The organism is Shewanella algae, assembly GCF_009183365.2.
Taxonomy (GTDB): domain Bacteria; phylum Pseudomonadota; class Gammaproteobacteria; order Enterobacterales; family Shewanellaceae; genus Shewanella; species Shewanella algae.
Genome location: NZ_CP068230.1, coordinates 2,159,185 through 2,181,517, shown reverse-complemented (window position 1 = coordinate 2,181,517; position 22,333 = coordinate 2,159,185). Strand labels below are relative to the sequence as shown.

At 53.0% G+C, this 22,333-nt stretch carries 21 protein-coding genes; 7 read left to right on the top strand and 14 right to left on the bottom strand.

Features of this window, described 5'->3' with window-relative positions; translation table 11 throughout:
• Window positions 1-17: 17 nt before the first annotated feature.
• The gene (cdd, locus tag E1N14_RS09655; protein ID WP_025009553.1) at window positions 18-914 is read left to right on the top strand and encodes a cytidine deaminase; all 897 of its coding nucleotides are present in this window, start codon (window positions 18-20) and stop codon (window positions 912-914) included.
• A gap of 64 nt (window positions 915-978) precedes the next feature.
• On the opposite strand, the gene E1N14_RS09650 is transcribed toward cdd, so the two are convergent.
• The 11 genes from E1N14_RS09650 to yceD all read right to left on the bottom strand — a co-directional run bounded on the left by E1N14_RS09650 (window position 979) and on the right by yceD (window position 9,556).
• The gene (locus tag E1N14_RS09650) at window positions 979-1,857 is read right to left on the bottom strand and encodes an NAD(P)-dependent oxidoreductase (RefSeq protein ID WP_062793482.1); all 879 of its coding nucleotides are present in this window, start codon (window positions 1,855-1,857) and stop codon (window positions 979-981) included.
• 254 nt (window positions 1,858-2,111) lie between these two features.
• Complete coding sequence (locus E1N14_RS09645) at window positions 2,112-2,591, bottom strand: acyl-CoA thioesterase (protein ID WP_025009552.1); 480 nt, start codon at window positions 2,589-2,591, stop codon at window positions 2,112-2,114.
• A gap of 70 nt (window positions 2,592-2,661) precedes the next feature.
• Window positions 2,662-3,030 (bottom strand): hypothetical protein, encoded by a 369-nt coding sequence (locus tag E1N14_RS09640; protein ID WP_025009551.1) that lies wholly within the window; start codon window positions 3,028-3,030, stop codon window positions 2,662-2,664.
• A gap of 160 nt (window positions 3,031-3,190) precedes the next feature.
• Window positions 3,191-4,429: a beta-ketoacyl-ACP synthase II gene (gene fabF, locus E1N14_RS09635; protein ID WP_028779317.1), complete on the bottom strand. Its 1,239-nt coding sequence runs from the start codon at window positions 4,427-4,429 to the stop codon at window positions 3,191-3,193.
• Between the two features lie 192 nt (window positions 4,430-4,621).
• Window positions 4,622-4,855, bottom strand: a complete 234-nt coding sequence (acpP, locus tag E1N14_RS09630) for an acyl carrier protein (RefSeq protein ID WP_006081231.1) — start codon at window positions 4,853-4,855, stop codon at window positions 4,622-4,624.
• Window positions 4,856-5,018: 163 nt separating this feature from the next.
• Window positions 5,019-5,765, bottom strand: a complete 747-nt coding sequence (fabG, locus tag E1N14_RS09625; RefSeq protein WP_025009550.1) for a 3-oxoacyl-ACP reductase FabG — start codon at window positions 5,763-5,765, stop codon at window positions 5,019-5,021.
• Between the two features lie 10 nt (window positions 5,766-5,775).
• Window positions 5,776-6,702, bottom strand: coding sequence for an ACP S-malonyltransferase (gene fabD, locus E1N14_RS09620; RefSeq protein ID WP_025009549.1), 927 nt, complete (start codon window positions 6,700-6,702; stop codon window positions 5,776-5,778).
• 129 nt (window positions 6,703-6,831) lie between these two features.
• Window positions 6,832-7,791 (bottom strand): beta-ketoacyl-ACP synthase III, encoded by a 960-nt coding sequence (locus E1N14_RS09615; RefSeq protein WP_025009548.1) that lies wholly within the window; start codon window positions 7,789-7,791, stop codon window positions 6,832-6,834.
• Window positions 7,792-7,800: 9 nt separating this feature from the next.
• Entirely contained in the window at window positions 7,801-8,829 is a 1,029-nt protein-coding gene (plsX, locus tag E1N14_RS09610; protein WP_025009547.1) for a phosphate acyltransferase PlsX, read from the bottom strand.
• A gap of 15 nt (window positions 8,830-8,844) precedes the next feature.
• Window positions 8,845-9,015 carry a 50S ribosomal protein L32 gene (rpmF, locus tag E1N14_RS09605; RefSeq protein ID WP_025009546.1) on the bottom strand — a complete coding sequence of 57 codons (171 nt, stop codon included), beginning with the start codon at window positions 9,013-9,015 and terminating at the stop codon, window positions 8,845-8,847.
• 16 nt (window positions 9,016-9,031) lie between these two features.
• The gene (yceD, locus tag E1N14_RS09600) at window positions 9,032-9,556 is read right to left on the bottom strand and encodes a 23S rRNA accumulation protein YceD (RefSeq protein WP_025009545.1); all 525 of its coding nucleotides are present in this window, start codon (window positions 9,554-9,556) and stop codon (window positions 9,032-9,034) included.
• A gap of 275 nt (window positions 9,557-9,831) precedes the next feature.
• On the opposite strand from yceD, the gene E1N14_RS09595 reads away from it, so the two are divergent.
• The gene (locus E1N14_RS09595; protein ID WP_025009544.1) at window positions 9,832-10,479 is read left to right on the top strand and encodes a Maf family protein; all 648 of its coding nucleotides are present in this window, start codon (window positions 9,832-9,834) and stop codon (window positions 10,477-10,479) included.
• A 211-nt stretch (window positions 10,480-10,690) separates the two neighbouring features.
• The gene (locus E1N14_RS09590; protein ID WP_062793483.1) at window positions 10,691-11,704 is read left to right on the top strand and encodes a PAS domain-containing protein; all 1,014 of its coding nucleotides are present in this window, start codon (window positions 10,691-10,693) and stop codon (window positions 11,702-11,704) included.
• A 96-nt stretch (window positions 11,705-11,800) separates the two neighbouring features.
• Here the strand turns inward: E1N14_RS09590 and E1N14_RS09585 are convergent, their stop codons facing one another.
• Window positions 11,801-12,445: an HAD-IA family hydrolase gene (locus tag E1N14_RS09585; protein ID WP_025888407.1), complete on the bottom strand. Its 645-nt coding sequence runs from the start codon at window positions 12,443-12,445 to the stop codon at window positions 11,801-11,803.
• A 21-nt stretch (window positions 12,446-12,466) separates the two neighbouring features.
• Window positions 12,467-13,432: a 23S rRNA pseudouridine(955/2504/2580) synthase RluC gene (rluC, locus tag E1N14_RS09580; protein ID WP_025009543.1), complete on the bottom strand. Its 966-nt coding sequence runs from the start codon at window positions 13,430-13,432 to the stop codon at window positions 12,467-12,469.
• A gap of 588 nt (window positions 13,433-14,020) precedes the next feature.
• Between rluC and rne the strand changes: the two genes are divergently transcribed.
• Both rne and E1N14_RS09570 read left to right on the top strand, forming a co-directional pair.
• Complete coding sequence (gene rne, locus E1N14_RS09575) at window positions 14,021-17,476, top strand: ribonuclease E (RefSeq protein WP_025009542.1); 3,456 nt, start codon at window positions 14,021-14,023, stop codon at window positions 17,474-17,476.
• Window positions 17,477-17,614: 138 nt separating this feature from the next.
• Window positions 17,615-19,174, top strand: a complete 1,560-nt coding sequence (locus E1N14_RS09570) for a SulP family inorganic anion transporter (protein ID WP_025009541.1) — start codon at window positions 17,615-17,617, stop codon at window positions 19,172-19,174.
• 57 nt (window positions 19,175-19,231) lie between these two features.
• On the opposite strand, the gene E1N14_RS09565 is transcribed toward E1N14_RS09570, so the two are convergent.
• Window positions 19,232-20,149, bottom strand: coding sequence for a bifunctional methionine sulfoxide reductase B/A protein (locus tag E1N14_RS09565; RefSeq protein WP_025009540.1), 918 nt, complete (start codon window positions 20,147-20,149; stop codon window positions 19,232-19,234).
• A 217-nt stretch (window positions 20,150-20,366) separates the two neighbouring features.
• Between E1N14_RS09565 and E1N14_RS09560 the strand changes: the two genes are divergently transcribed.
• Both E1N14_RS09560 and ylqF read left to right on the top strand, forming a co-directional pair.
• The gene (locus tag E1N14_RS09560) at window positions 20,367-21,206 is read left to right on the top strand and encodes an isopenicillin N synthase family dioxygenase (protein WP_025009539.1); all 840 of its coding nucleotides are present in this window, start codon (window positions 20,367-20,369) and stop codon (window positions 21,204-21,206) included.
• Window positions 21,207-21,282: 76 nt separating this feature from the next.
• Entirely contained in the window at window positions 21,283-22,224 is a 942-nt protein-coding gene (gene ylqF, locus E1N14_RS09555) for a ribosome biogenesis GTPase YlqF (protein WP_025009538.1), read from the top strand.
• Window positions 22,225-22,333 lie beyond the last annotated feature (109 nt).

The window sequence follows — 22,333 nt, the reverse complement described above, 5'->3', positions numbered from 1 at the left end:
TTAACAAGGAATGGCCAATGCAAGACAGATTTGTAAACAGCCTGAACCAGTTGCCCAAGACACTTGCCGAGCAATTGGTGCCACTGCTCAACGATGAGTTCGCCGGTCATCTGGATGCACAGCAGCTGAGTGAGTTGGCCAAGGTCAGCGGCCTTGGTGATGATGAATTACTGCTGGCACTCTTGCCTATTGCTGCGGCACTGGCCAATCCGCCAATCAGCGAGTTCTATGTCGGCGCCATCGCCAAAGGCAAGAGCGGTGATATCTATATGGGCGCCAATATCGAACTACCGGGTGAAGCCTTGTGTCACTCGGTTCACGCCGAGCAAAGCGCCATCAGTCATGCCTGGCTGAGCGGTGAAAGCCAGGTAGTCGATATCATAGTCAACGAGAGTCCCTGCGGCCACTGCCGTCAGTTTATGAATGAGTTGGTGGCCGGGCAAGAGATCCGCATTCATCTGCCCAAGCAGCCTACAGCGCCTTTGAGTCATTACCTGCCCTACGCCTTTGGTCCCAAAGATCTCAATGTCACCACGCCTTTGCTGAGTAAACAACAGGTAAACCTGGCGCTTGAAAGCTCCGATCCCATGGTGATTGAAGCGCTGGATCACGCCAGCCTCAGCTATGCGCCGTATAGCAAGAGTCATTGTGCGGTAGTACTGGAAACGGCTGATGGCGCCACCTTCTGTGGCCGTTACGCCGAGAACGCCGCCTTTAACCCATCCATGATGCCAATGCAGATGGCACTGTCGACCCTGCTGCGCCATAACCGCAGCTTCAGTGAAATCAAACGGGCACTGCTGCTGGAATCGGCCGATGGCAAAATCTCTCTGGTGGGAGCCAGCATGGACGCCCTGCACGCTGTGGCGCCTGTAGAGCTGGAACATATAGTGGTCAGCCCCGAGCCCAACTGATAGCAGACTCAAAACCCAAAAAGGACAGCAGAAGCTGTCCTTTTGTTATCTCCAATCGCCTGCCTTACTTGCTACGGCACTTCTCTTGGCGAGCCATCAGACTGGAAGTATCCCAGCGGTTACCGCCCATGGCCTGTACTTCACCGTAAAATTGATCAACCATGGCGGTCAGCGGCAAATGCGAGCCATTGCGTCTGGCTTCATTGAGGGCTATGCCTAAGTCTTTGCGCATCCAGTCCACCGCAAATCCAAAATCATACTCACCCTTCAGCATGGTCTTGTGACGATTTTCCATTTGCCAGCTCTGGGCCGCGCCTTTGCTGATCACCTCAACTACCTTCTCGCCATCGAGCCCGGCGCTCTTGGCAAAATGCATGGCTTCGGCCAAACCTTGTACCACACCGGCAATGCAGATTTGATTGACCATCTTGGTCAACTGCCCGGCGCCAACATCTCCCAATAGTTCGGCGCAGCGGGCATAGGCAGCCATCACAGGTTTTACCCGCGCAAATACCGCCTCAGAGCCGCCGGCCATAATGGTCAATACCCCATTCTCGGCGCCGGCCTGACCGCCGGAAACCGGCGCGTCCATAAAAGCGATGTCCTTCTCGGCCAGCAAAACGGCCAACTCCCGCGCCACGTCGCATGAGGCAGTGGTGTGATCGACAAAGATACTTCCCGGAGCCATACTATGTACTGCGCCCTCTTCACCCAGTACGACCTGGCGTAAGTCATCATCATTGCCGACACAGGCAAAGACAATATCCTGTCCCTCGGCGGCTTGGGCCGGAGTCGCGCAGCAGCGCCCACCAAACTCTGCCGCCCAGGCTTCAGCCTTGGAGAAAGTACGGTTGTAAACAGTGACCTGGTGCCCCTGTTTTTGCAGATGCCCAGCCATGGGATACCCCATAACACCTAGACCGAGAAATGCGACATTCGCCATGATATTTCCTTGATTGTTTTAAGTGCGGGAACAGGCTGGCCCGATTGCCGACCATGCTTCAAAACGTTTGGCGTAAAGCCAAGGTTTTGGTTTAAAGCAAAATTCTTAGTTTAAACCAAAGCCGAGAGTGACAATTCGAGCCGATGTTTAAGCCGCATTTTGCCATGGGGCAGCGTAAAGGAGAAGTTGATACGGGCAAACTCAGCATCCCGCATACAGAAAAGAGCCACGAATGTGGCTCTTGAAATCAACACTTAAGGATGAACGTGCGCTTCCATTTCCGCGCCTATTTTCTTGCGCATCTCCATCAACTTGATTGCCGAATCCCTGAGCTCTATGTCTCTTGCCGATGTCGGCTGCCATTCAGGTACAGGCGTAGGTTTACCTTCATCGTCTACCGCCACCATGATGACGATACAGTGAGTGGTCAGATGGCGCTCCGAATCCTTGGGATCGCCGGCCTTTACGTCCAAACCTATGTGCATGGAGGTGCTGCCGGTATAGATCACCTTGGCGCTCACCTCCACTATATTGCCCACATGAATAGGTTTGACAAATCTGATCCCACCGGCATAAACCGTGATGCAGTATTTACCGCTCCAACCGGCCGCACAGGCATAGGCCGCCAAGTCAATCCACTTCATTACTGCGCCGCCGTGTACCTTGCCGCCAAAGTTGACGTCAGCGGGCTCGGCTAAAAACCTCAGGGTTATCTGTCTCTCTGTTCCTGCCATGGGATCCTCTCATCAGGCTTGGCGATCTGCTGACCGCACCTGGCTGAGAGTGTACGCGAAAATTTCGCAATCACCCAAACTTACATACCAGGAAACTTCCGCCAATCACCAGAGGTAAGGCCAGCCGATAGATCCAAAGCTGCAATTTGCTGCCGATAAAACGGGACAGATGAAACAGCGAGTAAATGCCCATCGCCAGCAGGAAGATGCCAAGCACCTCTACCCCGGCTATCACATCGGCATCGCCGCCGGCATAAACCGCTGCTGTCAGCAAGGCAAACCAGAGCACTGTATAGGCAGCTATGGCCAAACTAAAAGTGCGAACACCAATTTCCATCGCCGGTTGCCAGCGGCTGTTTTCGCCCCGCACCAACTCGGTTAAATTGGCAGCAATCGCTCCGACTACGGCCATAACAGGAAACATTGCAGGATTGAGCATAGTGAAAACTCCAGAATCATTTGGCGGGATTCTGGCGCTATATTCAGGGAATGCCAATAGAGATGAACAAAGGTTAATTCTGGGTTTAGCTTGAGAATATGACTAACTGATTTTAAAGATAAAAAAAGCGCCATCTGGCGCTTTTTCAAGAGGTTGAATCTTAAACTCGCTTCAGCAACAAAGAGCCATTGGTGCCACCGAACCCGAAAGAGTTACATAGCACATGCTCTACTTTGGTCTGACGTGCGGTATGGGCAACAAAGTCCAGATCGCAACCTTCGTCCGGATTGTCCAGGTTGATGGTAGGCGGAACTACCTGATCTTTAAGGGCCAACACAGAGAAAATGGTTTCCACTGCACCGGCAGCCCCGAGCAAATGACCCGTCATCGACTTGGTGGAGCTCACCATCAGCTTATAGGCATGATCGCCAAAGATGGACTTCACTGCCGCCGCTTCGGCCTTATCGCCTGCCGGCGTAGAAGTACCGTGAGCGTTAATATAATCTATGCTTTCGGGAGCCAGGCTTGCATCTCTCAGCGCATTTTTCATGGCTGCCGCAGCGCCGGCGCCATCGGCTGGCGGCGAGGTCATATGGAAGGCATCGCCGCTCATACCGAAACCAACCAGCTCGGCATAAATCTTGGCACCGCGAGCCTTGGCGCGCTCATACTCTTCCAGCACCAGTACCCCGGCGCCGTCGCCGATAACAAAACCGTCTCTGTCTTTATCCCATGGGCGGCTGGCCGCCTGAGGGTCATCATTACGGGTAGACAAGGCCTTGGCCGCGGCAAAGCCACCCACGCCCAGAGGACAAGTCACATCTTCTGCGCCACCGGCAACCATCACATCGGCATCGCCATAAGCTATGGTACGGGCTGCGAAACCTATGTTGTGAACCCCGGTGGTACAGGCAGTTGTCACCGCAAAGTTAGGGCCGGTCATGCCGTACATGATGGACAGATGACCGGCAATCATATTGATGATGGTGCTGGGCACAAAGAAAGGGGAAATTTTACGTGGGCCACCGGCCATCAAGGCGCTGTGGTTTTGCTCAATCAACCACATGCCGCCCATACCAGCGCCGATAGCGGTTCCGACTCGGGTCGGATCTTCTTTATCCATCTCCAATCCGGAATCACGCATGGCCTGAATGCCGGCAGCCATACCGTACTGAATAAAGAGGTCCATCTTGCGGGCGTCTTTACGGGACAGGTACTGCTCTACGTCAAAATCTTTGACTGAGCCTGAAAAACGGGTGCTGAATTCGCTGGCATCAAACTTGGTGATAGGCGCGATACCGCTCTGACCTGCCAGCAAGGCTTGCCAGGTGCTGTCCACTGTGTTGCCGACCGGGGTCACCAGACCCAGGCCAGTGATAACGACTCGACGTTTAGTCACTGTGTCCACCTTAGATTAACGGGTGAGTTACCATGATAGGCCAGGCTGTTGCAGCCTACCATTGCCGCCGGCCAGCAGCCGAATGGTCACAAGACACGATAATGCATCGGCTGATACTGGTACAACCAGAAACTGACGGGGCGAAAACAAAAACAGGCGGCAATTATGCCGCCTGTTTTCTGGAATTCTGGATTACTGATTCTTGGAAACGTAATCGATCGCTGCCTGAACGGTAGTGATTTTCTCAGCTTCCTCATCAGGGATCTCGGTATCAAACTCTTCTTCCAGAGCCATAACCAACTCAACAGTGTCCAGAGAATCTGCACCCAGATCGTCTACGAAAGAAGCTGCTGGCTTAACGTCTTCTTCTTTAACGCCCAGTTGCTCTACGATGATTTTCTTTACACGTTCTTCGATGTTGCTCATTAGTTTTCTTTCCTATTCAAATTACGCACTTGCGTAAGATTGCGAGTAGTTTATTAGATTTGACCAACATTGCAAGCCTAGAATTCGTGGTCTAACCACGATTTTAGGCCCTCAATTGCTGCAGATCACCACCCAATTGCGACAGTATCCCTGCCATTCGCCCTTAAACCATATACATCCCGCCATTTACATGCAAGGTTTCCCCTGTGATGTAAGCGGCGGCATCCGAGGCCAAAAAGAGCACGGCGTTGGCAATTTCCTGTGCCTGACCCAAGCGTCTCATTGGAACCTGGGACATGATGGCCTGTTGCTGATCTTCTGTCAGCTCATCCGTCATATCTGTCTGGATAAAACCAGGAGCAATAGCATTAACTGTAATTTGACGAGATGCAACCTCTCTGGCGAGAGATTTTGTAAATCCGATCAAACCCGCTTTGGCCGCAGAGTAGTTCACTTGGCCCGCATTGCCCATGGTACCTACCACAGAGCCGATATTGATGATACGACCATGACGTTTCTTCATCATTGAGCGCATCACTGGCTTGGATAACCTGAAAAGAGATGTCAGGTTGGTGTCCAGGATATCCTGCCACTCATCCTCTTTCATCAGCATCAATAAATTGTCACGGGTGATGCCAGCATTGTTTACCAGAATATCAACATCACCGGCTTTTTCTTTGATCGAGGCAAATAAATTTTCAACAGATTGTGGATCTGTGACATTCAGCACCAAACCATGGCCCTTATCGCCCAGATAAGCCGAGATGGCTTCAGCGCCACGCTCACTGGTTGCGGTACCGAATACTGTGGCACCGGCCTCGGCCAGAGTAGTGGCAATCGACTTGCCAATGCCACGACTGGCGCCGGTAACCAGGGCAATCTTGCCGCTTAAGTCTAATGTTACGCTCATGAAAAGCTCCTTATTCGATCAATGCAGCCAGAGAAGCGGCATCGTTGACTGCCTTGGCAGTAAGGGATTTATTAATGCGCTTGCAAAGCCCGGTCAAGACTTTACCCGGACCCACTTCATAGAGCTCAGTGACCCCCATGGCCGCCATGGCTTCAACGGTTTCAGTCCAGCGCACCGGGCTGTATAGCTGACGTACCAAGGCATCACGGATATCAGCGGCAGCTTGTGGCTGGGCGACATCCGCATTGTTAATCACGGGAATTTGCGGCTGGCTAAATTCGATGTTACCCAGTGCACTGGCCAGTTTATCGGCGGCAGGCTTCATCAAAGCGCAATGGGAAGGCACGCTCACAGGCAAGGCAACCGCCATTTTGGCGCCTGCTGCCTTACAGGCTGCGGCGGCGCGCTCAACCGCGGCTTTTTCACCGGCAATCACGACCTGGCCTGGGCTATTGTAGTTAACCGGGCTAACCACAGCGCCTTCGGCGCTGTCTTCACAGGCCTTGGCAATGGCGTCGTTATCCAGGCCTATGATGGCAAACATGGCGCCGGTTCCGGCAGGAACCGCTTGCTGCATCAATTGACCACGCAGTTCAACCAACTTAACTGCATCGGTAAACTTGAGCACCCCGGCACACACCAGCGCCGAGTATTCACCCAAACTGTGGCCTGCCATCATGCTGGGCGCGGATTTGCCGGCCGCTTGCCAGGCGCGATACAGGGCGACACTGGCGCTCAGCAAGGCAGGCTGGGTCTTGTCAGTCTCGTTAAGAGTTTCGGCCGGTCCCTGCTGCACCAGTTGCCACAAGTCGTAACCCAGTACTTCACTGGCTTCACGAAAAGTCTCGGTCACGACCGGATAGCCTTCGGCAAGATCGGCAAGCATGCCAACAGCCTGAGAACCTTGTCCCGGGAACACGAAAGCGAAGTTTTCCATATTCATTTACCTATGATTGCAGGCAGCAAAGCTGATGCCGCTGCCCGAGTCCACTGATCTGCCCGGCAGATCAACTTGTATGCATTGAGACGTCCCGCTCACTTACGCGAAGAAAGCAGGCACTGAATATCAGAAGCGAACCAAGGCGCTACCCCAGGCAAAACCGGCACCGAAGGCTTCAAGCAGCAAGAGTTGCCCGCGCTTGATGCGGCCATCGCGCACCGCTTCGTCCAGTGCAATCGGCACTGAGGCAGCTGAAGTATTGCCATGTTTGGCCAGCGTCAGCACCACTTTATCAAGACTCATGTCCAATTTCTTGGCTGTAGCATTAATAATGCGGAAATTGGCCTGATGTGGCACCAGCCAATCTATTTCTGACTTGTCGACGTTATTCAATCTCAGGGTTTCTGTCACCACATGGGACAACTGAGTCACGGCGACCTTGAAGACATCGTTGCCCTTCATGGTCATAAAGCCCACGGCTTCGGAGGTTTCTCCGGCTCTGGGTGGAAAGGCACATTTGAGCAGATCGCCCTGACGGCCATCGGCGTAGATATGGGTAGAGATGATCCCCGGCTCTTCACTGGCGCCCACCACGGCGGCACCGGCACCATCACCAAAGAGAATAATGGTGGTCCTGTCTTCCGGCTCACAGAGTCTGGAAAGCACATCGGCGCCTATTACCAGCACTTTCTTGGCCGCACCGGTTTTCACGAACTGATCGGCAACCGACAGCGCATAGACAAAGCCGGAACAAGCCGCAGCGACATCAAATGCCGGGATGGTATGAACCCCCAACATGGCCTGCACTTCACAAGCGGCTGCCGGAAAAGCGTTTGCCGCACTTGTGGTGCCGCAGATAATCATATCGAGTTCACCGGCTTCGATGCCTGCCATTTCAATGGCCTTCAGCGCCGCCTGATAACCCATAGTGGCAACCGTTTCACTGGCATCAGCGATCCGACGCTCAGAAATACCCGTGCGCTCAACAATCCACTGGTCACTGGTTTCCACCATTTTTTCCAGATCCTGATTGCTACGCACCTGCGCCGGCAGATAACTGCCAGTTCCAAGAATTTTTGTATGCATAAGGAGAAATCAGCTGTTTATATCTAAAAGTATCGACTCGAGACGCTGCTTGATCATCTCAGGGAGTCGACGTCTTGCTTCAGTGACTGCCAAGCTAATCGCTTGTAAATAGGCAGTTTCATCCGCATTCCCATGGCTCTTGACGACTATTCCGCGCAATCCTATCAGACTTGCTCCGTTATAGTGGTCGGGGTTCATCTGTTTGAGCACGCTTTGAATACTGGGAGCCAATAATTTGGCCAACATGCGTACAAAAAAGCCTCGGGTCAGCCCTTCCTTAAGCTGATGGATCAACAGTCTGGCAATGCCTTCTGAAGTTTTCAGGGTAATATTACCGACAAAACCGTCGCAGACAATCACATCGACTTTGCCTCGGTAAATCTCATCCCCTTCGATAAAACCTTGATAATTGATTTGAGGAGTATGTTGCAACAACTGGGCAGCCTGCTGCACCTGATCGTTGCCTTTGATCTCTTCGCTACCGACATTGAGCAGCGCAACCTTGGGTCTGGGTTGTTTGGTCACTGCTTCGCAGAGTACTGAACCCATGACGGAAAACTGGAACAGAGTATCTGAATCACAGGAAACATTAGCCCCGAGATCCAGCAGATAGACTGGCTTATGATTGATGGTGGGAAGACAACTGACCAAAGCGGGTCTGTCTATACCCGGCAGCGTCTTTAGTACAACCTTGGCCATCGCCATCAGCGCGCCGGTATTTCCCGCACTGACACACGCCTGGGCCTCGCCTCTATGCACAGCATCCAGCGCCTGACGCATTGAGCTGTCACGCCGGCAACGCAAAGCATGCACTGGCCTGTCGGACATACTGACCACTTCAGTGGTATGCCTGAGTTCTATTCTATCTGTAATGTCTTGCCCGGATTGGGCGAGATATGGCTGTATCTGGTCTTGGTCACCAACCAGAATAAACCTGAGATCTGGATATAATTTAAGTGCCTGCAGGGCTGCAGGCACAGTCACGTGGGGGCCATGGTCGCCACCCATCGCATCTAACGCAAGCGTCAGACTCGTCATAAGACAATCAACAACTTACTTGTTGATTACCTTTTTGCCACGGTAGAAACCGTCAGCAGTCACATTGTGACGACGATGCAGTTCACCGCTGGTAGCGTCTACAGACAGCTGAGCAGTGCTCAGTGCATCGTGTGAACGGCGCATACCGCGCTTTGAACGAGATTTTTTATTCTGTTGTACAGCCATTGATCTGTCTCCTGGATTACTTGCTCTTCAGTTTTTCTAACACTGCAAACGGATTTGGACGCTCCTCTTGAGCGGCTTCAATCTCGCCTATAGCCACATCCTTGGAACCTGTATGACATTCATCTACGTCATGAGTAGGTATCAAGGGCATAGCCAGTATCAATTCATCTTCAATCAATTGATGCAGACGAACTTCGCCAATTTCATTACACTCAATAGGGTCATACGCATCCGGGAGCTCATCGATTTCAGCTTCATTCCGGCAAGGACTGAAACTAAACTCGACCGTAACCTCTGTGGTAAATAGTGTCATGCAGCGTTGACATAGCAGAGTGAGCTCCGTCACAGCCTTCCCTTTCAGGTAGACTATCCCCTGTAAATCCACACCACACTCAATTGACACTGTCACATCGGAACAGTCGCCGGCACATAATTCATTCAATCGCTTCAGTTGCGTACCAGGAACAACACCTTGATAGCTAAGGCGGCTGGTAGCAGCACGAATGGGATCAATTGAAACCGGTATCTTTACTGTTTGCATAAGGCGCGCATATTATAGTTTGAAACCGCCGGAGTCAAAGGAAAAATGATGATGAGGCTCGCAAAGGAAACAAAACCTGTGCGCTCCCAGCCATCATAGGCCTGTTCCAACGGGTTCGAAATTGACGGACGCAGAATTCTACCCAAGCATAGGGCTCTTCACAAGCCGTTGCCGCGCAAAATAAAGCCAGTCATCTCATCCCAAAGCCACTCTTGCCAGGCATTGGCAAATTTGGCGACAATATCCGGCTCCCACATCGCTTTGGAACCCAAGATATGACCCACCAAGATGACAGCACCCAGGCTGCGGTATCAACCACAGAACCTCAGTTGATTTTAGCCTCAACCTCCAGCTATCGAAAGGCACTATTGGCAAAATTGGATTTGGCGTTTGAGTGTGTGGCTCCCGAAGTGGATGAAACGCCCCAGCCTGAAGAAACCGCCTTTGATTTGGTCAAGCGTCTGGCGGCAGCCAAAGCGCAGGCCGGGGCAAAGCAGCTATGCAACGCACTGGTGATAGGTTCTGATCAGGTCGCTGTGATTGATGGTCAAATCGTCGGCAAGCCACTGACTGAAGAGAAAGCCTGCAAACAATTACAGGCTGCCTCGGGGAAAAGCATCACCTTTTATACCGGGCTGGCGCTCTTTGACAGCCGCAGCGGCCAAACTCAGGTGGAAGTCGAACCCTTCACTGTGCATTTCAGAAACCTGAGCCAAGATGAAATCGCCGACTATGTTCGCCGCGAGCAACCGCTCTGGTGTGCCGGCAGCTTTAAGTGTGAAGGCTTGGGCATCGCCCTGTTTCGGGCCCTTGAAGGACGGGATCCCAACACACTAATAGGTTTACCCTTAATCCTGCTCATCGAAATGCTCTCCCGTCAAGGTATAAAAGTATTGGGAGATGCTGCGGCGCCAGGAAGATGAAGGCTCAGGCGCTGCCTCTTACCTGTACCTATTCTCTCCTACAGACTTGCCAAAGCACATGTGGCACTGTGATGCAAGATGATACGGGTGTCGGATGGGTCCGAATCTTATCTCAACAAGGTAAATTGAAGTGCGTCAGCGCGGCTTTCGCTCTACACTAATAACAATTAATCAACATATCTCTTTTGATGATCCCTTGTAGAGTGAAAAGATGACAGATACCGAAGAAGCCTTGGCTCTACTGGCTGCTCCCTGCACAGATAAACGCTTTTTTCAACGGGCACTGCGCGCACTCGCCTTGGTGACCCAATGTCGCTGGGCCGGCTTTGGCCGACTCAAAAACGATTCCCAAGGCGAGATCATCGCCTTTTGTGACAACAAACAGTCTCTGCCTGCTTTTGAGTTTGAATTGGCCGGCTCTCCCTGTGAGTCCCTCTATCAACAACAGGAAACCAGCACTCACATACTCCACGCCCGTGATCTGCAGAAACGATTTCCCCATTTTGCCATGATCCGCGAGATAGGCGCCCAGAGTTATCAGGCCGAGTTGATCCTCGGCAGTGATGGCAAACCGGTCGGCCATATTTTTGTACTCGACACCCTACCCCAGGCCGAAAGCGCCAAGTCAAAAGAGTTTTTCCGGATCTTGGCCCAGCGTATCGGTCTCGAATATCACAGAATGTTGGTCAGTCGCGAGCTCGCCATGCACAAGCAGATGATAGCCACCACAGATCATCTGTTGGCATTTATCGGTACCGATTACTGTTACCGTATGGTCTCCAAAGGGTATGAGCAGCTTTTCAACCGCGTTCAAGAGGAGATCATAGGTAAGCATATTGCTGAACTGCACGGTGTAAGCGCGTTTGAGAAGAAGATCCGGCCGCTACTTGAGCGGGCCTTTAACGGCGAAACGCTGGAAGCCAATCAGTGGTTGCATCCACCGCATCTGGCCGCGCCGATACTGATGAGTGTACGACATTCACCCTGCATCAATGATGCCGGCGAAATTTGCGGCGTCATAGTCTCATCGCACGACATCACCCGTCTGTCGGCGCTGGCCTTGTCCAGCCTGGGCACTGAGCCATTGGATCTTAATAGCGGGAGCCTTGGTGCAAAGGACTTGAGCACAAAGAACCTGAGCAAAGAGAACTTGAGCGCAGAGCCCCCAAACGCGAATAACCTGAGTCCCCAATTGGGCCAGGAGTTGAAAACCGCCAATTCCTGAACTTTCACTTCACTTTATTTAGTAGAATACAGAAAGTAAAAGGCCTGCAGATGCAGGCCTTTTCACTGTGCACTAGGGACTGTATTCCCGTAAGCATCATAGGTGATGTAAAAGCCCCAATGGCGTGTCGATAATAGCTTTGGGCGCTGCTTCATGTAAGCGTTCGCGACTATGGGCGCCATAACTGACCCCTATGGCATCCATACCGGCACTGGCAGCCATATTGAGATCGTGTACCGAATCACCCACCATCAAAGCTCTCTCAGGCGCTATCTTTAATTCAGCCAATAGCTGCTGCAGCATATCCGGGTGTGGTTTACTTCTCGCCTCATCGGCGCTGCGACTGGCATGAAAAAACTCTCCAAGCCCAGTTTCCCGCAGTACACGTTCAAGACCTGCCCTTGCCTTACCTGTCGCCACCGCCAGCAGATACTTCTCATTGCGCAGCTGTGACAGCAGTGCCGGAGTTTCACTGAAAAGTGGGCTAGGCGTGGTATCAAGCTGCAGGAACTGCTGCTTATATTCCTCCCTGAGCGCCTGATATTCGCCAACGCTTCCCGCTGGATAGAGGCATTGCAAGGCCTCTGTCATAGATAGGCCAATAATGTCACGTACTGCCTGCTCCGAGGGTATAGGCAAGGCCATTACCCTTGCCGTATTTTCCATACAGCGGACAATCTTGCCTATTGAGTCCATCAGGGTGCCGTCCCAATCGAATATCAGCAGCTCGTATGCCTTCATGGCCTGTTTCCTTATTCTTTGCTATACCCGAGTAAGTTTCTCCAACAACTCAAGTAACTCAGGATCCAAAGGAGCCTGCACTGTCATTTCAGTCTCTGTGTCAGGGTGAATGAACTTAAGTTGCGCCGCATGTAGAAACAGGCGATTCAACCCGAGTGCCCGCATACTGTCATCAAACTTTTGCTCACTGTACTTTTCGTCACAGGCAATAGGATGACCGGCATACTGGCAGTGTACCCGGATCTGATGAGTACGACCGGTAACCGGGCTGGCCTGCACCAGTGTGGCACCGTCATAACGCTGCAAAATTTTGAAGCGGGTTTCCGAGGCCTTGCCTTCGGTATTTACCCGCACAATGCGTTCACCCGATTTGAGCGTCAGCTTCAGCAATGGCGCCTTAACCACCTTGTCGTGCTTTTGCCACTCACCGCGAACCAGCGCCTGATAGTCTTTTTGCATCTGCTTGTGCCTGAGCTGGTCATGCAAGTGCTTTAGCGCGCTGCGCTTCTTGGCAACCAAAAGCACTCCGGAAGTATCTTTATCCAGACGGTGCACCAACTCGAGAAACTTTTGTTGCGGCCGCAGGGATCTCAGCGCTTCAATCACGCCGTAATCCACACCACTGCCACCGTGTACGGCGATGCCGGCCGGTTTGTTCAGTACCAGAATATGCTTGTCTTCAAAAAGAATTCTGTCTTCTAGGCGCGATACCCGCTCCAGGTTGGCGGAAGGCGCGGTGCGGTAGTTTTCTTCACTGACCCTAACCGGCGGAATGCGTACCTGGTCCCCTTCGGCCAACTTGTATTCAGGCTTTATCCTTTTCTTGTTGACCCTGACTTCGCCCTTGCGCACTATGCGATAGATCATGCTCTTGGGCACGCCTTTGAGCTTGCTGAGCAGAAAATTGTCAATGCGCTGGCCAACATTGTCTTCGTCAATGGTCACCAGGCGAACTTGCTGATTGGGTGATGGCGTCTCGGTATTCATAACACTTATGTTGCGGTTCGGGGCGCGCTATTGTACAACATGTTGAGGCTTTTGATTGCCGATTTTTTTGAATTCAGCTATATTTCAGCGGCGAACCCTGCGTATTGATGAGCCATTGCTCAATCTATGAACGGTTCGAACAGTGGAAAGCGCTTGAGCGATGTCTGACCTCCGAGGTCGCAAATAGTTGATTTGCAAACCGTACATAAAAGAACACTACTGAAAAAATTGTTTTTACGGTTAAACCTGGACGGAAACACGAAATTCAGACCACTTTCAAGCCGCCACTATGCTGTTTTCGAAAGTTAATGTTAACTCGTCATCAAACGACAAGGCTCGACTTCGGCATTACCGGATTATTATTGAAGAATTTATGGGGTTGGTTGATGTTTTACAACGAATTCCTTGTTTTTGTAATCATTGAAAAATAAGCCATAAATAGGATGCGACACGCAGCGAATGCGTCTAACAGCAATGCGCACCTCCCAGCCTGGAGGAACGCCGAGAGGCGTCGCCCGAATGAGACCAGGCCCGTAATGCAGCGACCAGTACGTTTGATGACCTCTTATTAAGAAGAATGACGTCATCATGAAACGGATGTTAATCAATGCGACTCAATCCGAGGAGTTGCGCGTTGCCCTGGTTGATGGGCAACAACTCTATGATCTGGATATCGAAAGCCCAGGCCATGAGCAGAAGAAAGCCAATATTTATAAAGGTAAAATCACCCGCGTAGAACCCTCTCTGGAAGCGGCTTTTGTTGACTATGGTGCCGAACGCCATGGCTTTCTGCCCCTGAAAGAGATCGCCCGCGAGTACTTCCCCAAAGGTTACTCCTTCCAGGGTCGTCCCAGCATTAAAGAAGTAGTCAGTGAAGGCCAGGAAGTCATAGTTCAGATAGATAAAGAAGAACGTGGTAACAAGGGCGCCGCCCTGACCACCTTTATCAGTCTGGCCGGCTCTTACCTGGTACTCATGCCCAACAACCCTCGCGCCGGTGGTATCTCCCGTCGGATAGAAGGTGATGAGCGCACTGAGCTGAAAGAGGCCATGGAAAACCTGGAAGTGCCCAACGGCATGGGGCTGATTGTCCGCACCGCAGGTGTTGGCAAGGCCGCCGCCGATCTGCAGTGGGACTTGAAGGTATTGCTGCACCATTGGACAGCGATTCAGGAAGCGGCCGAGAGTCGCCCTGCTCCTTTCCTGATTCATCAGGAAAGCAATGTTATCGTTCGCGCCATCCGTGATTACCTGCGCCGTGATGTAGGCGAAATTCTAATCGACCACCCACAAATTTATGCCGATGCCAAGCAGCATATCGCCCTGGTACGTCCTGATTTTGTCGACAGAGTCAAACCCTACTCATCTGAAGTGCCGCTCTTTACCCACTATCAGATTGAGTCACAGATAGAATCCGCATTCCAGCGCGAAGTTAGACTGCCTTCCGGCGGCTCTATCGTTATCGATCCCACCGAAGCACTGACCTCTATCGATATCAACTCCGCCAGAGCCACCAAGGGCGGCGATATCGAAGAAACCGCACTGAACACCAACCTGGAAGCCGCCGACGAGATTGCCCGTCAGTTGCGTCTGCGCGACTTGGGCGGCCTGGTGGTTATCGACTTCATCGATATGACTCCGGTCAGACACCAACGTGAAGTGGAAAACCGTCTGCGTGACGCAGTTCACCATGACCGTGCCCGTGTGCAATTGGGCCGTATTTCCCGCTTCGGTCTGATGGAAATGTCCCGTCAGCGTCTGCGTCCGTCTCTGGAAGAGTCCGCCGCTCACATCTGCCCACGCTGTAACGGCCAAGGCACCATTCGTGGTACCGAGTCGCTGGCACTGTCGATTCTGCGCCTGATGGAAGAAGAAGCCATCAAGGAAAACACCTCTCAGATTGAGGCCATAGTGCCTGTGGATGTCGCGGCTTACCTGCTGAACGAAAAGCGCAAGGCCATACGCATCACTGAGCAGCGCCATGATGTTGAAGTCTATGTGATCCCGGATCCACACATGATGACCCCGAACTACCGCGTGGTACGTCATCGCAAGGACGACCAGATCTCTGAAGTCAGCTACCAGCGTGTGGAAGAGCCGGAAAACAAACTGTATGAGCCACGTAAACTGGAACGTGCTGCTGCACCCAAGCCAGCCTTGAGTGGTTTTGCTACACCTCTCAAGCAGGAAACTGCCGAAGCACCACAGACAGCCAAACCGGCGGCCAAAGCCGCAACGACTGAAGCGGCCAAGCCCGGAATAATTTCCCGTTTCTTCGCCGCCCTGGGTGCCATCTTCTCCTCTTCCGAGCCACAAGCCGACAAGAAGCAGGAAAAGAGCACTAAAGACAATCAGGAAGGCAGCGGCCAGAACAACCGCCGTAACCGTCGCAATGACCGCAACGACAGACGTCGCAAGAGTGGTGATGACAAAGACGGTAACCGCGATTCACGCAGCCGCAACCGTAAATCGTCCGCCAATGAGCGCCCTGCCCGTGATAAAGACGAGCAAGGCAACAAGCGTCAGGCAAACGATACCGGCAAGCCAACCCGTGGTGACCGTAACGACAAGGCTCCCAAGTCTGAAGCTGTGGATGAACGCAAGAGCCGCAGCAAGGCCCGTGACGAAAGCGAGCAGGAACCAAAACAGGAAGCCGCCCGTGAGCGTCGCCAACGTCGCAACCTGCGTCGTAAGGTGCGCATTGAGGCCAGCGATGCACAGGAAACCGTTGACAATACAGCAGAGGCAACCAGCGCCGAAGTGAAAGCCAGCGCCCAGGCCAAATCTGAAGTAAAGGTTGAGGCAAAAACCGAGGCCAAGCCAACTCGCACCAAAGAGAGCGATGCCAAGGATAACGCCGAGCAAACTGACAAGCCGCGTCGCAGCCGTCGTAAGCCTGCCGCAACTCAGGCTGAGTCCAAGGAAATGGAAGTTCAGGCCGAAGTTGAAGCCAAGTCAGAAGCCAAGAGCGAAACCGCTGCCGAGCTGAAGGGTGAAGAGTCAACTCAGGTTGCCACTAAAGCCCAAGGTGCAGAGGTTTCACAAGACATTCAGGCAAGCGCCGAAGCCAGCCCTGTTGCCAATGCCGAGCAAATCGCTGAAACCAGTGTTCAAGCTAGTGGTGTTCAAAGTGATGCCGAAGCCATTGAGGGCGCTGAAGAAGACGACAAGCCCAAGCGCGAAGGCCAACGCCGTAGCCGCCGCAGCCCTCGTCATCTGCGCGCAGCCGGTCAGCGTCGCCGCCGTACTGAACAGGAAGGCGAAGAGTCTGAAAGCACTGAAAAGGCAAGCACTGAAAAAGCAGCCTCTGAAGTAGCAAATAACGCTAAAGAAGCGGTTGTCGCCGAGGCATCAGCGCCTGCCGCTGCCGTTGAAGTCGCCGCTGAGCAAGCAAAGCCTGCCGACAAAGCTCAAGAGCAAGCTGAACCTCAAGTTGTTGCCAAGCCGGCTCCTCAGGTTGAAGCCAAAGCTGAAGCAACAGCCGAAGCTCAGGTTGAGACCAAGCCTCAAGCCGAGGTCGCTGCCAAGGTAGAAGTCGTTGCCGATGCAAAAGCCGCCGAAGTCGAGGTAAAAACTGAGCCCAAAACAGCAGAAGCCGAGCCAGTGACAGCGCCTGAAGCCCAAGCTGAAAAAGCTGAAGTTGCAAAAGAAGCTGCGCCATCAAAAACGGCAGAGAAAGCGAGCGAAGCGCCCAAGGCAAAAGCTGCTGAAGAGATTGCATCCAAGCCCAAGGCAGAAACTGCATCGGCAAGCGTCGCCGCCTCTGCCCCTATGGCCAAGCCGGCTGCTATCAGCCGCCCTGCGCGTCAGGCAAGCAATGAAGCCAAGGAAAGCCCGGCAGCAACACCTGCAACAACCCAGGCAAGCGCCGCACCAAGAGTCAGTCGCTTCAGCACTATGGTTGGCTCAGATACAACCAAGCCACAGGTGGATCAACGTGCTCACGTTGAAGTGCCCAAAGGCCGTGAGTATCAGGCCAATGGCGAAAGCGCGCCACGCAAGAGCCATGGTAACAGCGCCGAGTCAGATATGGCCCGTCCCTGAACCTAAGTGTTGCTGAGAAAAAACCATGCCCTCGGGCATGGTTTTTTATTTTGATCTGCTTCACACTTCTGTCACAACAGAAATTTTGCTAGTATGCGCAACTTTGTTTTTAACCCTCAAGATGGGATCCCAAGCTGAATGTTTGAACTGATACGCCATAAAACCAGCAGTCACAAGGCGGATATACTCTCCGGCCTAACGGTTGCTATGGCGCTGGTGCCCGAAGCGGTAGCCTTTGCCTTCGTTGCTAAAGTAGAGCCTATGGTGGGCCTTTATGCCGCCTTTATTATGGGACTGATCACAGCCCTCATCGGCGGCCGTCCCGGCATGATCTCAGGCGCCACCGGCGCGATGGCCGTGGTCATGACCAGTCTGGTGGTGTCCCACGGAGTCAGCTATCTGTTTGCCGCCGTGGTGCTGGCCGGAATAATTCAAATTACCGCCGGAGCACTGCGTCTTGGTAAGTTCATTCGCATAGTGCCTTATCCTGTGATGATAGGCTTCGTCAACGGCCTGGCCATAGTAATATTCCTGGCGCAACTGGGGCAATTTCAAGTCAAAGTCGGCGAAGAGGAGATGGCCTGGCTACCCGGTGCAGATATCTGGCTGATGCTGGCGCTGATAGCCATGACCATGGCTATCATACATTTTCTGCCTAAGCTGACCACAGCCGTGCCTTCATCCCTGGTGGCCATACTGGCAGTAACCGCTCTGGTGGTGGGCCTGGATCTGGATACCCGCAACGTGCTCGATTATTTGCGCAATATGAGCGGTAATCCTGAGGCTACTATCGCCGGCACACTGCCAAGCTTTGCCATTCCGGCCGTGCCCTTCAATCTGGAAACCCTTTATATCATAGCGCCCTATGCCGTTATCCTGGCAGCTGTTGGCCTGATTGAATCTCTGCTGACCCTGACTGTGGTCGATGAGATGACCCAGACCCGCGGCCGTGGCAACAAGGAATGTGTCGGCCAAGGCGTGGGTAACGTCACCAGTGGCTTTTTCGGTGCCATGGGTGGCTGCGCCATGATTGGTCAGTCGATGATTAACATCAACTCAGGGGGCCGCGGTCGTCTTTCCGGGATCACCGCCGCCCTCACCTTGCTGTGCTTTATTCTGTTTGCCGCCGCCTTTATCGAGATGATCCCGCTGGCCGCCTTGGTCGGGGTCATGTTTATGGTGGTGCTGGGGACCTTTGAATGGGCCAGCTTTAAAGTGATGCGCAAGGTGCCCAAGCACGATGCCTTTGTTATCGTGCTGGTGACTGTGGTGACGGTATTTACCGATTTGGCGATTGCGGTATTTGTCGGGGTGATAGTATCTGCGCTGGTATTTGCCTGGGAGCATGCCAAACAGATCAGTGCTCAAAAGAGTATAGATGCCAACGGTTGGGCGGTTTACCGCCTCAATGGCCCACTGTTTTTCGGCTCGGCGGCTTCGTTCCTTGAGTTGTTTGATGCCAACAATGACCCCAAGGATGTCGTGGTCGACTTCCAGTCATCCCGGGTCTGTGACCACTCGGCTCTCGATGCCATAGACACCTTGGCCGAGCGCTATGTGAACCAAGGCAAACGCCTGCATCTTCGTCATCTTTCCAACGACTGCAAGCAGTTGCTGCACAAGGCCGGCGATCTGGTGGAAGTCAATCAGATTGAAGATCCCAGATACAAGATTGCCGACGACAAGTTAGACTCGTAAATTAACACTGTCCAGACCATAGAAAAACGGCAAGCTGAGGCTTGCCGTTTTTTTATTCTACTTCAGCTTGGCACTGAAACGCCGTCGCACCTTATCCAGCTTGGGTTTAATCACCAAGGCACAATAGGGCTGCTCACCATGGAGCGCAAAATAGTCGTTATGATAGTTCTCCGCCGGATAGAAACCATCAAAGGCGGTCAACTCTGTCACTATCGGCGCGCTAAAGACGCCTTCCTCATCCAGCGCCTTAATCATAGAGGACGCCGTCTCAATCTGCTTATCCGAGTGCGCGAAAATCACCGAACGATACTGAGGCCCCACATCGTTGCCTTGGCGATTCAAGGTGGTGGGATCATGACTGGCAAAAAATACCTCCAACAGCTCGGCATAGCTGATGACAGTGGGGTCAAAAACTATCTGCACCACTTCGGCATGGCCGGTTGCGCCGCTGCATACCGCCTTGTAGTTGGCATCTTTTGCCGCGCCGCCGGCATAGCCGGAAGTCACTTGCGTAACCCCGGCCAAACTTAAAAATACCGCTTCTGAGCACCAGAAACAGCCGCCGCCCAGGGTGGCCGTCTCCAAACGCTTTTCAGTTGCCGGCTGCTGAGCCTCGGCATCATCTATGGCCTCAAAGACCATGGAGACAGAATTGACGCAATGTCGCAAGTTCTTGGCCGTTAACCCCTCTCCTTCAAACACATGTCCCAGATGACCACCACATTGACTGCAAACGATTTCGGTTCTGCGACCATCGGCGTCGGGTATCCGGGTGACGGCACCAAAGATTTCATCGTCAAAGGCGGGCCAGCCACAATGGGCATTGAATTTATGCTCGGACAAATACAAGGGGGCACCGCATTTACGGCACAGATATCGCCCCTTGGCATTGTGTTGATACAGCTCTCCACTGAAAGGGCGCTCTGTGCCTTTTTCCTCTATGACATAACGCTCAAACTCGTTCAGGGGTTTCATTTAACGCTCCTCGATTGCTCTGCGTAACCCATAAGACCCGAATTGCAGTGGTTACCGTTCACTCTAGTTACACAGAGCCATAAAAGTGACTTGGATCACTTTACGTTGCCCCTATAAAGACATCAAGGTAGACTTGCGCCCGGGTCACCCGACTGCCAACAAAATGTCCTTAGAGACACGAGTATCGGGTCAATAAAAATAACCAAGAAAGATGATGATGAAACTGGAAACCATAGACTATCGCGCCGCAGATGCTGCCGAGCGCTTTGTAGAATCCCTGCGCAGCACCGGCTTTGGCGTGTTGCGCAACCACCCTATTTCACAACAGTTGGTGCAGGATATCTACCGCGACTGGCAGGAGTTCTTCAACAGTGAAGAAAAACAGGCCTTCATGTTCAAGCCGGAAACCCAGGATGGTTTCTTTCCTGCGAGCATTTCAGAAACCGCCAAAGGCCATACGGTCAAAGACATCAAAGAGTACTTTCATGTCTACCCCTGGGGCCGCATTCCAGAGCAATTGCAGGACAATATCCTCACCTACTACCAAGAAGCCAATGCGCTGGCCGCCGAGCTTCTGGACTGGGTCGAGGCGCACTCGCCTGCCGAGGTGGCAGCCAACTACCGCACTGCGCTGTCGCAAATGATAGCCAATAGCCACAAGACGCTGCTGCGGGTGCTGCATTATCCGCCAATGACAGGTGATGAGACCCCGGGCGCCATTCGCGCCGCCGCCCATGAAGATATCAACCTGCTTACCGTATTGCCCGCCGCCAACGAGCCCGGGCTGCAGGTGAAGAGCCTCGACGGGGAATGGCTGGATGTTCCCAGCGATTTTGGCAACCTTATCATTAACATAGGCGATATGCTCCAGGAGGCTTCCGCCGGTTACTTCCCATCGACCACTCATAGGGTGATCAACCCGGAAGGTGCCGATATGAGCAAGTCGCGGATCTCACTGCCGCTGTTCCTGCACCCTCGCCCCGACGTTGTGCTGTCAGAGCGCTATACCGCCGACAGCTACCTGATGGAGCGCCTGCGCGAACTTGGGGTTATCTAGCGCCTGCGGGCGCTTTTTTCAGTTCGGAATGTTACAATAGCGCTCTTTTTTCAGTTTTCAGCAGGATAAGAAATAGATGGCGATTCAATGGTATCCGGGACACATGCACAAGGCCCGCAAAGAGATAGAAGAGGTGATGCCTCAGATAGATCTGGTGATCGAAGTGCTGGACGCCCGAATACCCTACAGCAGTGAAAACCCCATGGTGGCCAAGCTGCGCCAGGACAAGCCTTGTATCAAGTTGCTGAATAAGTCTGATCTGGCCGATCCCGAGATAACCAATCGCTGGATTGAGTACCTGGAGCAGGAACAAGGAGTGCGGGCACAAGCCATCACTACCCTGCAACCTGCCATGGTCAGAAAGATCCCCGAGCTGTGCCGCAAACTGGTTCCCGTGAGCGAAGGTGCGCTCAAGGATATTCGCACCATGATCATGGGCATCCCCAATGTGGGCAAGTCCACCATCATCAACACCCTGGCCGGCCGGGTGATTGCCAAGACAGGTAATGAACCTGCGGTGACCAAGGCGCAACAAAGGATCAACCTTAAAAACGGCATAGTGCTGTCCGACACGCCGGGGATCCTTTGGCCCAAAGTGGACAATGAAGCCTCGGGTTATCGCCTGGCGGTCACAGGTGCCATCAAGGATACCGCCATGGAGTATGAGGATGTGGCCCTGTTTGCCGCAGCTTACTTCCTGCATGCCTACCCGGAGGCGATGATGGAGCGTTATAAGCTGACCTCCCTGCCCGCCACCGACATCGAACTGCTCGAAGAGATAGGCCGCAGGCGCGGCGCCCTCAGAAGCGGCGGTCATATCGATTTACACAAGGCCTCGGAACTGCTGTTACATGAGTTCCGCTCAGGGAAAATCGGCCAGCTGTCCCTGGAAACGCCGGAAATGGCCCAGGCAGAAGAGGTCGAAGTGGCCAAGCTGCTGGCGGAGAAAGAGGCCCTGAAGCAGGCAAAGAAAGAAGCCGACAGGCTGAAGCGCTCCGGCAAACGCCATCAGGGTTAAGTTTCCCTCAAGAAGCAAACTTAGCGAAAACAGGCCGCCATTGTGGTCTGTTTTTGTATGTCACTTATCCAACCAATTATCCAACTAAATCCCGCATAAGCTTTATGAC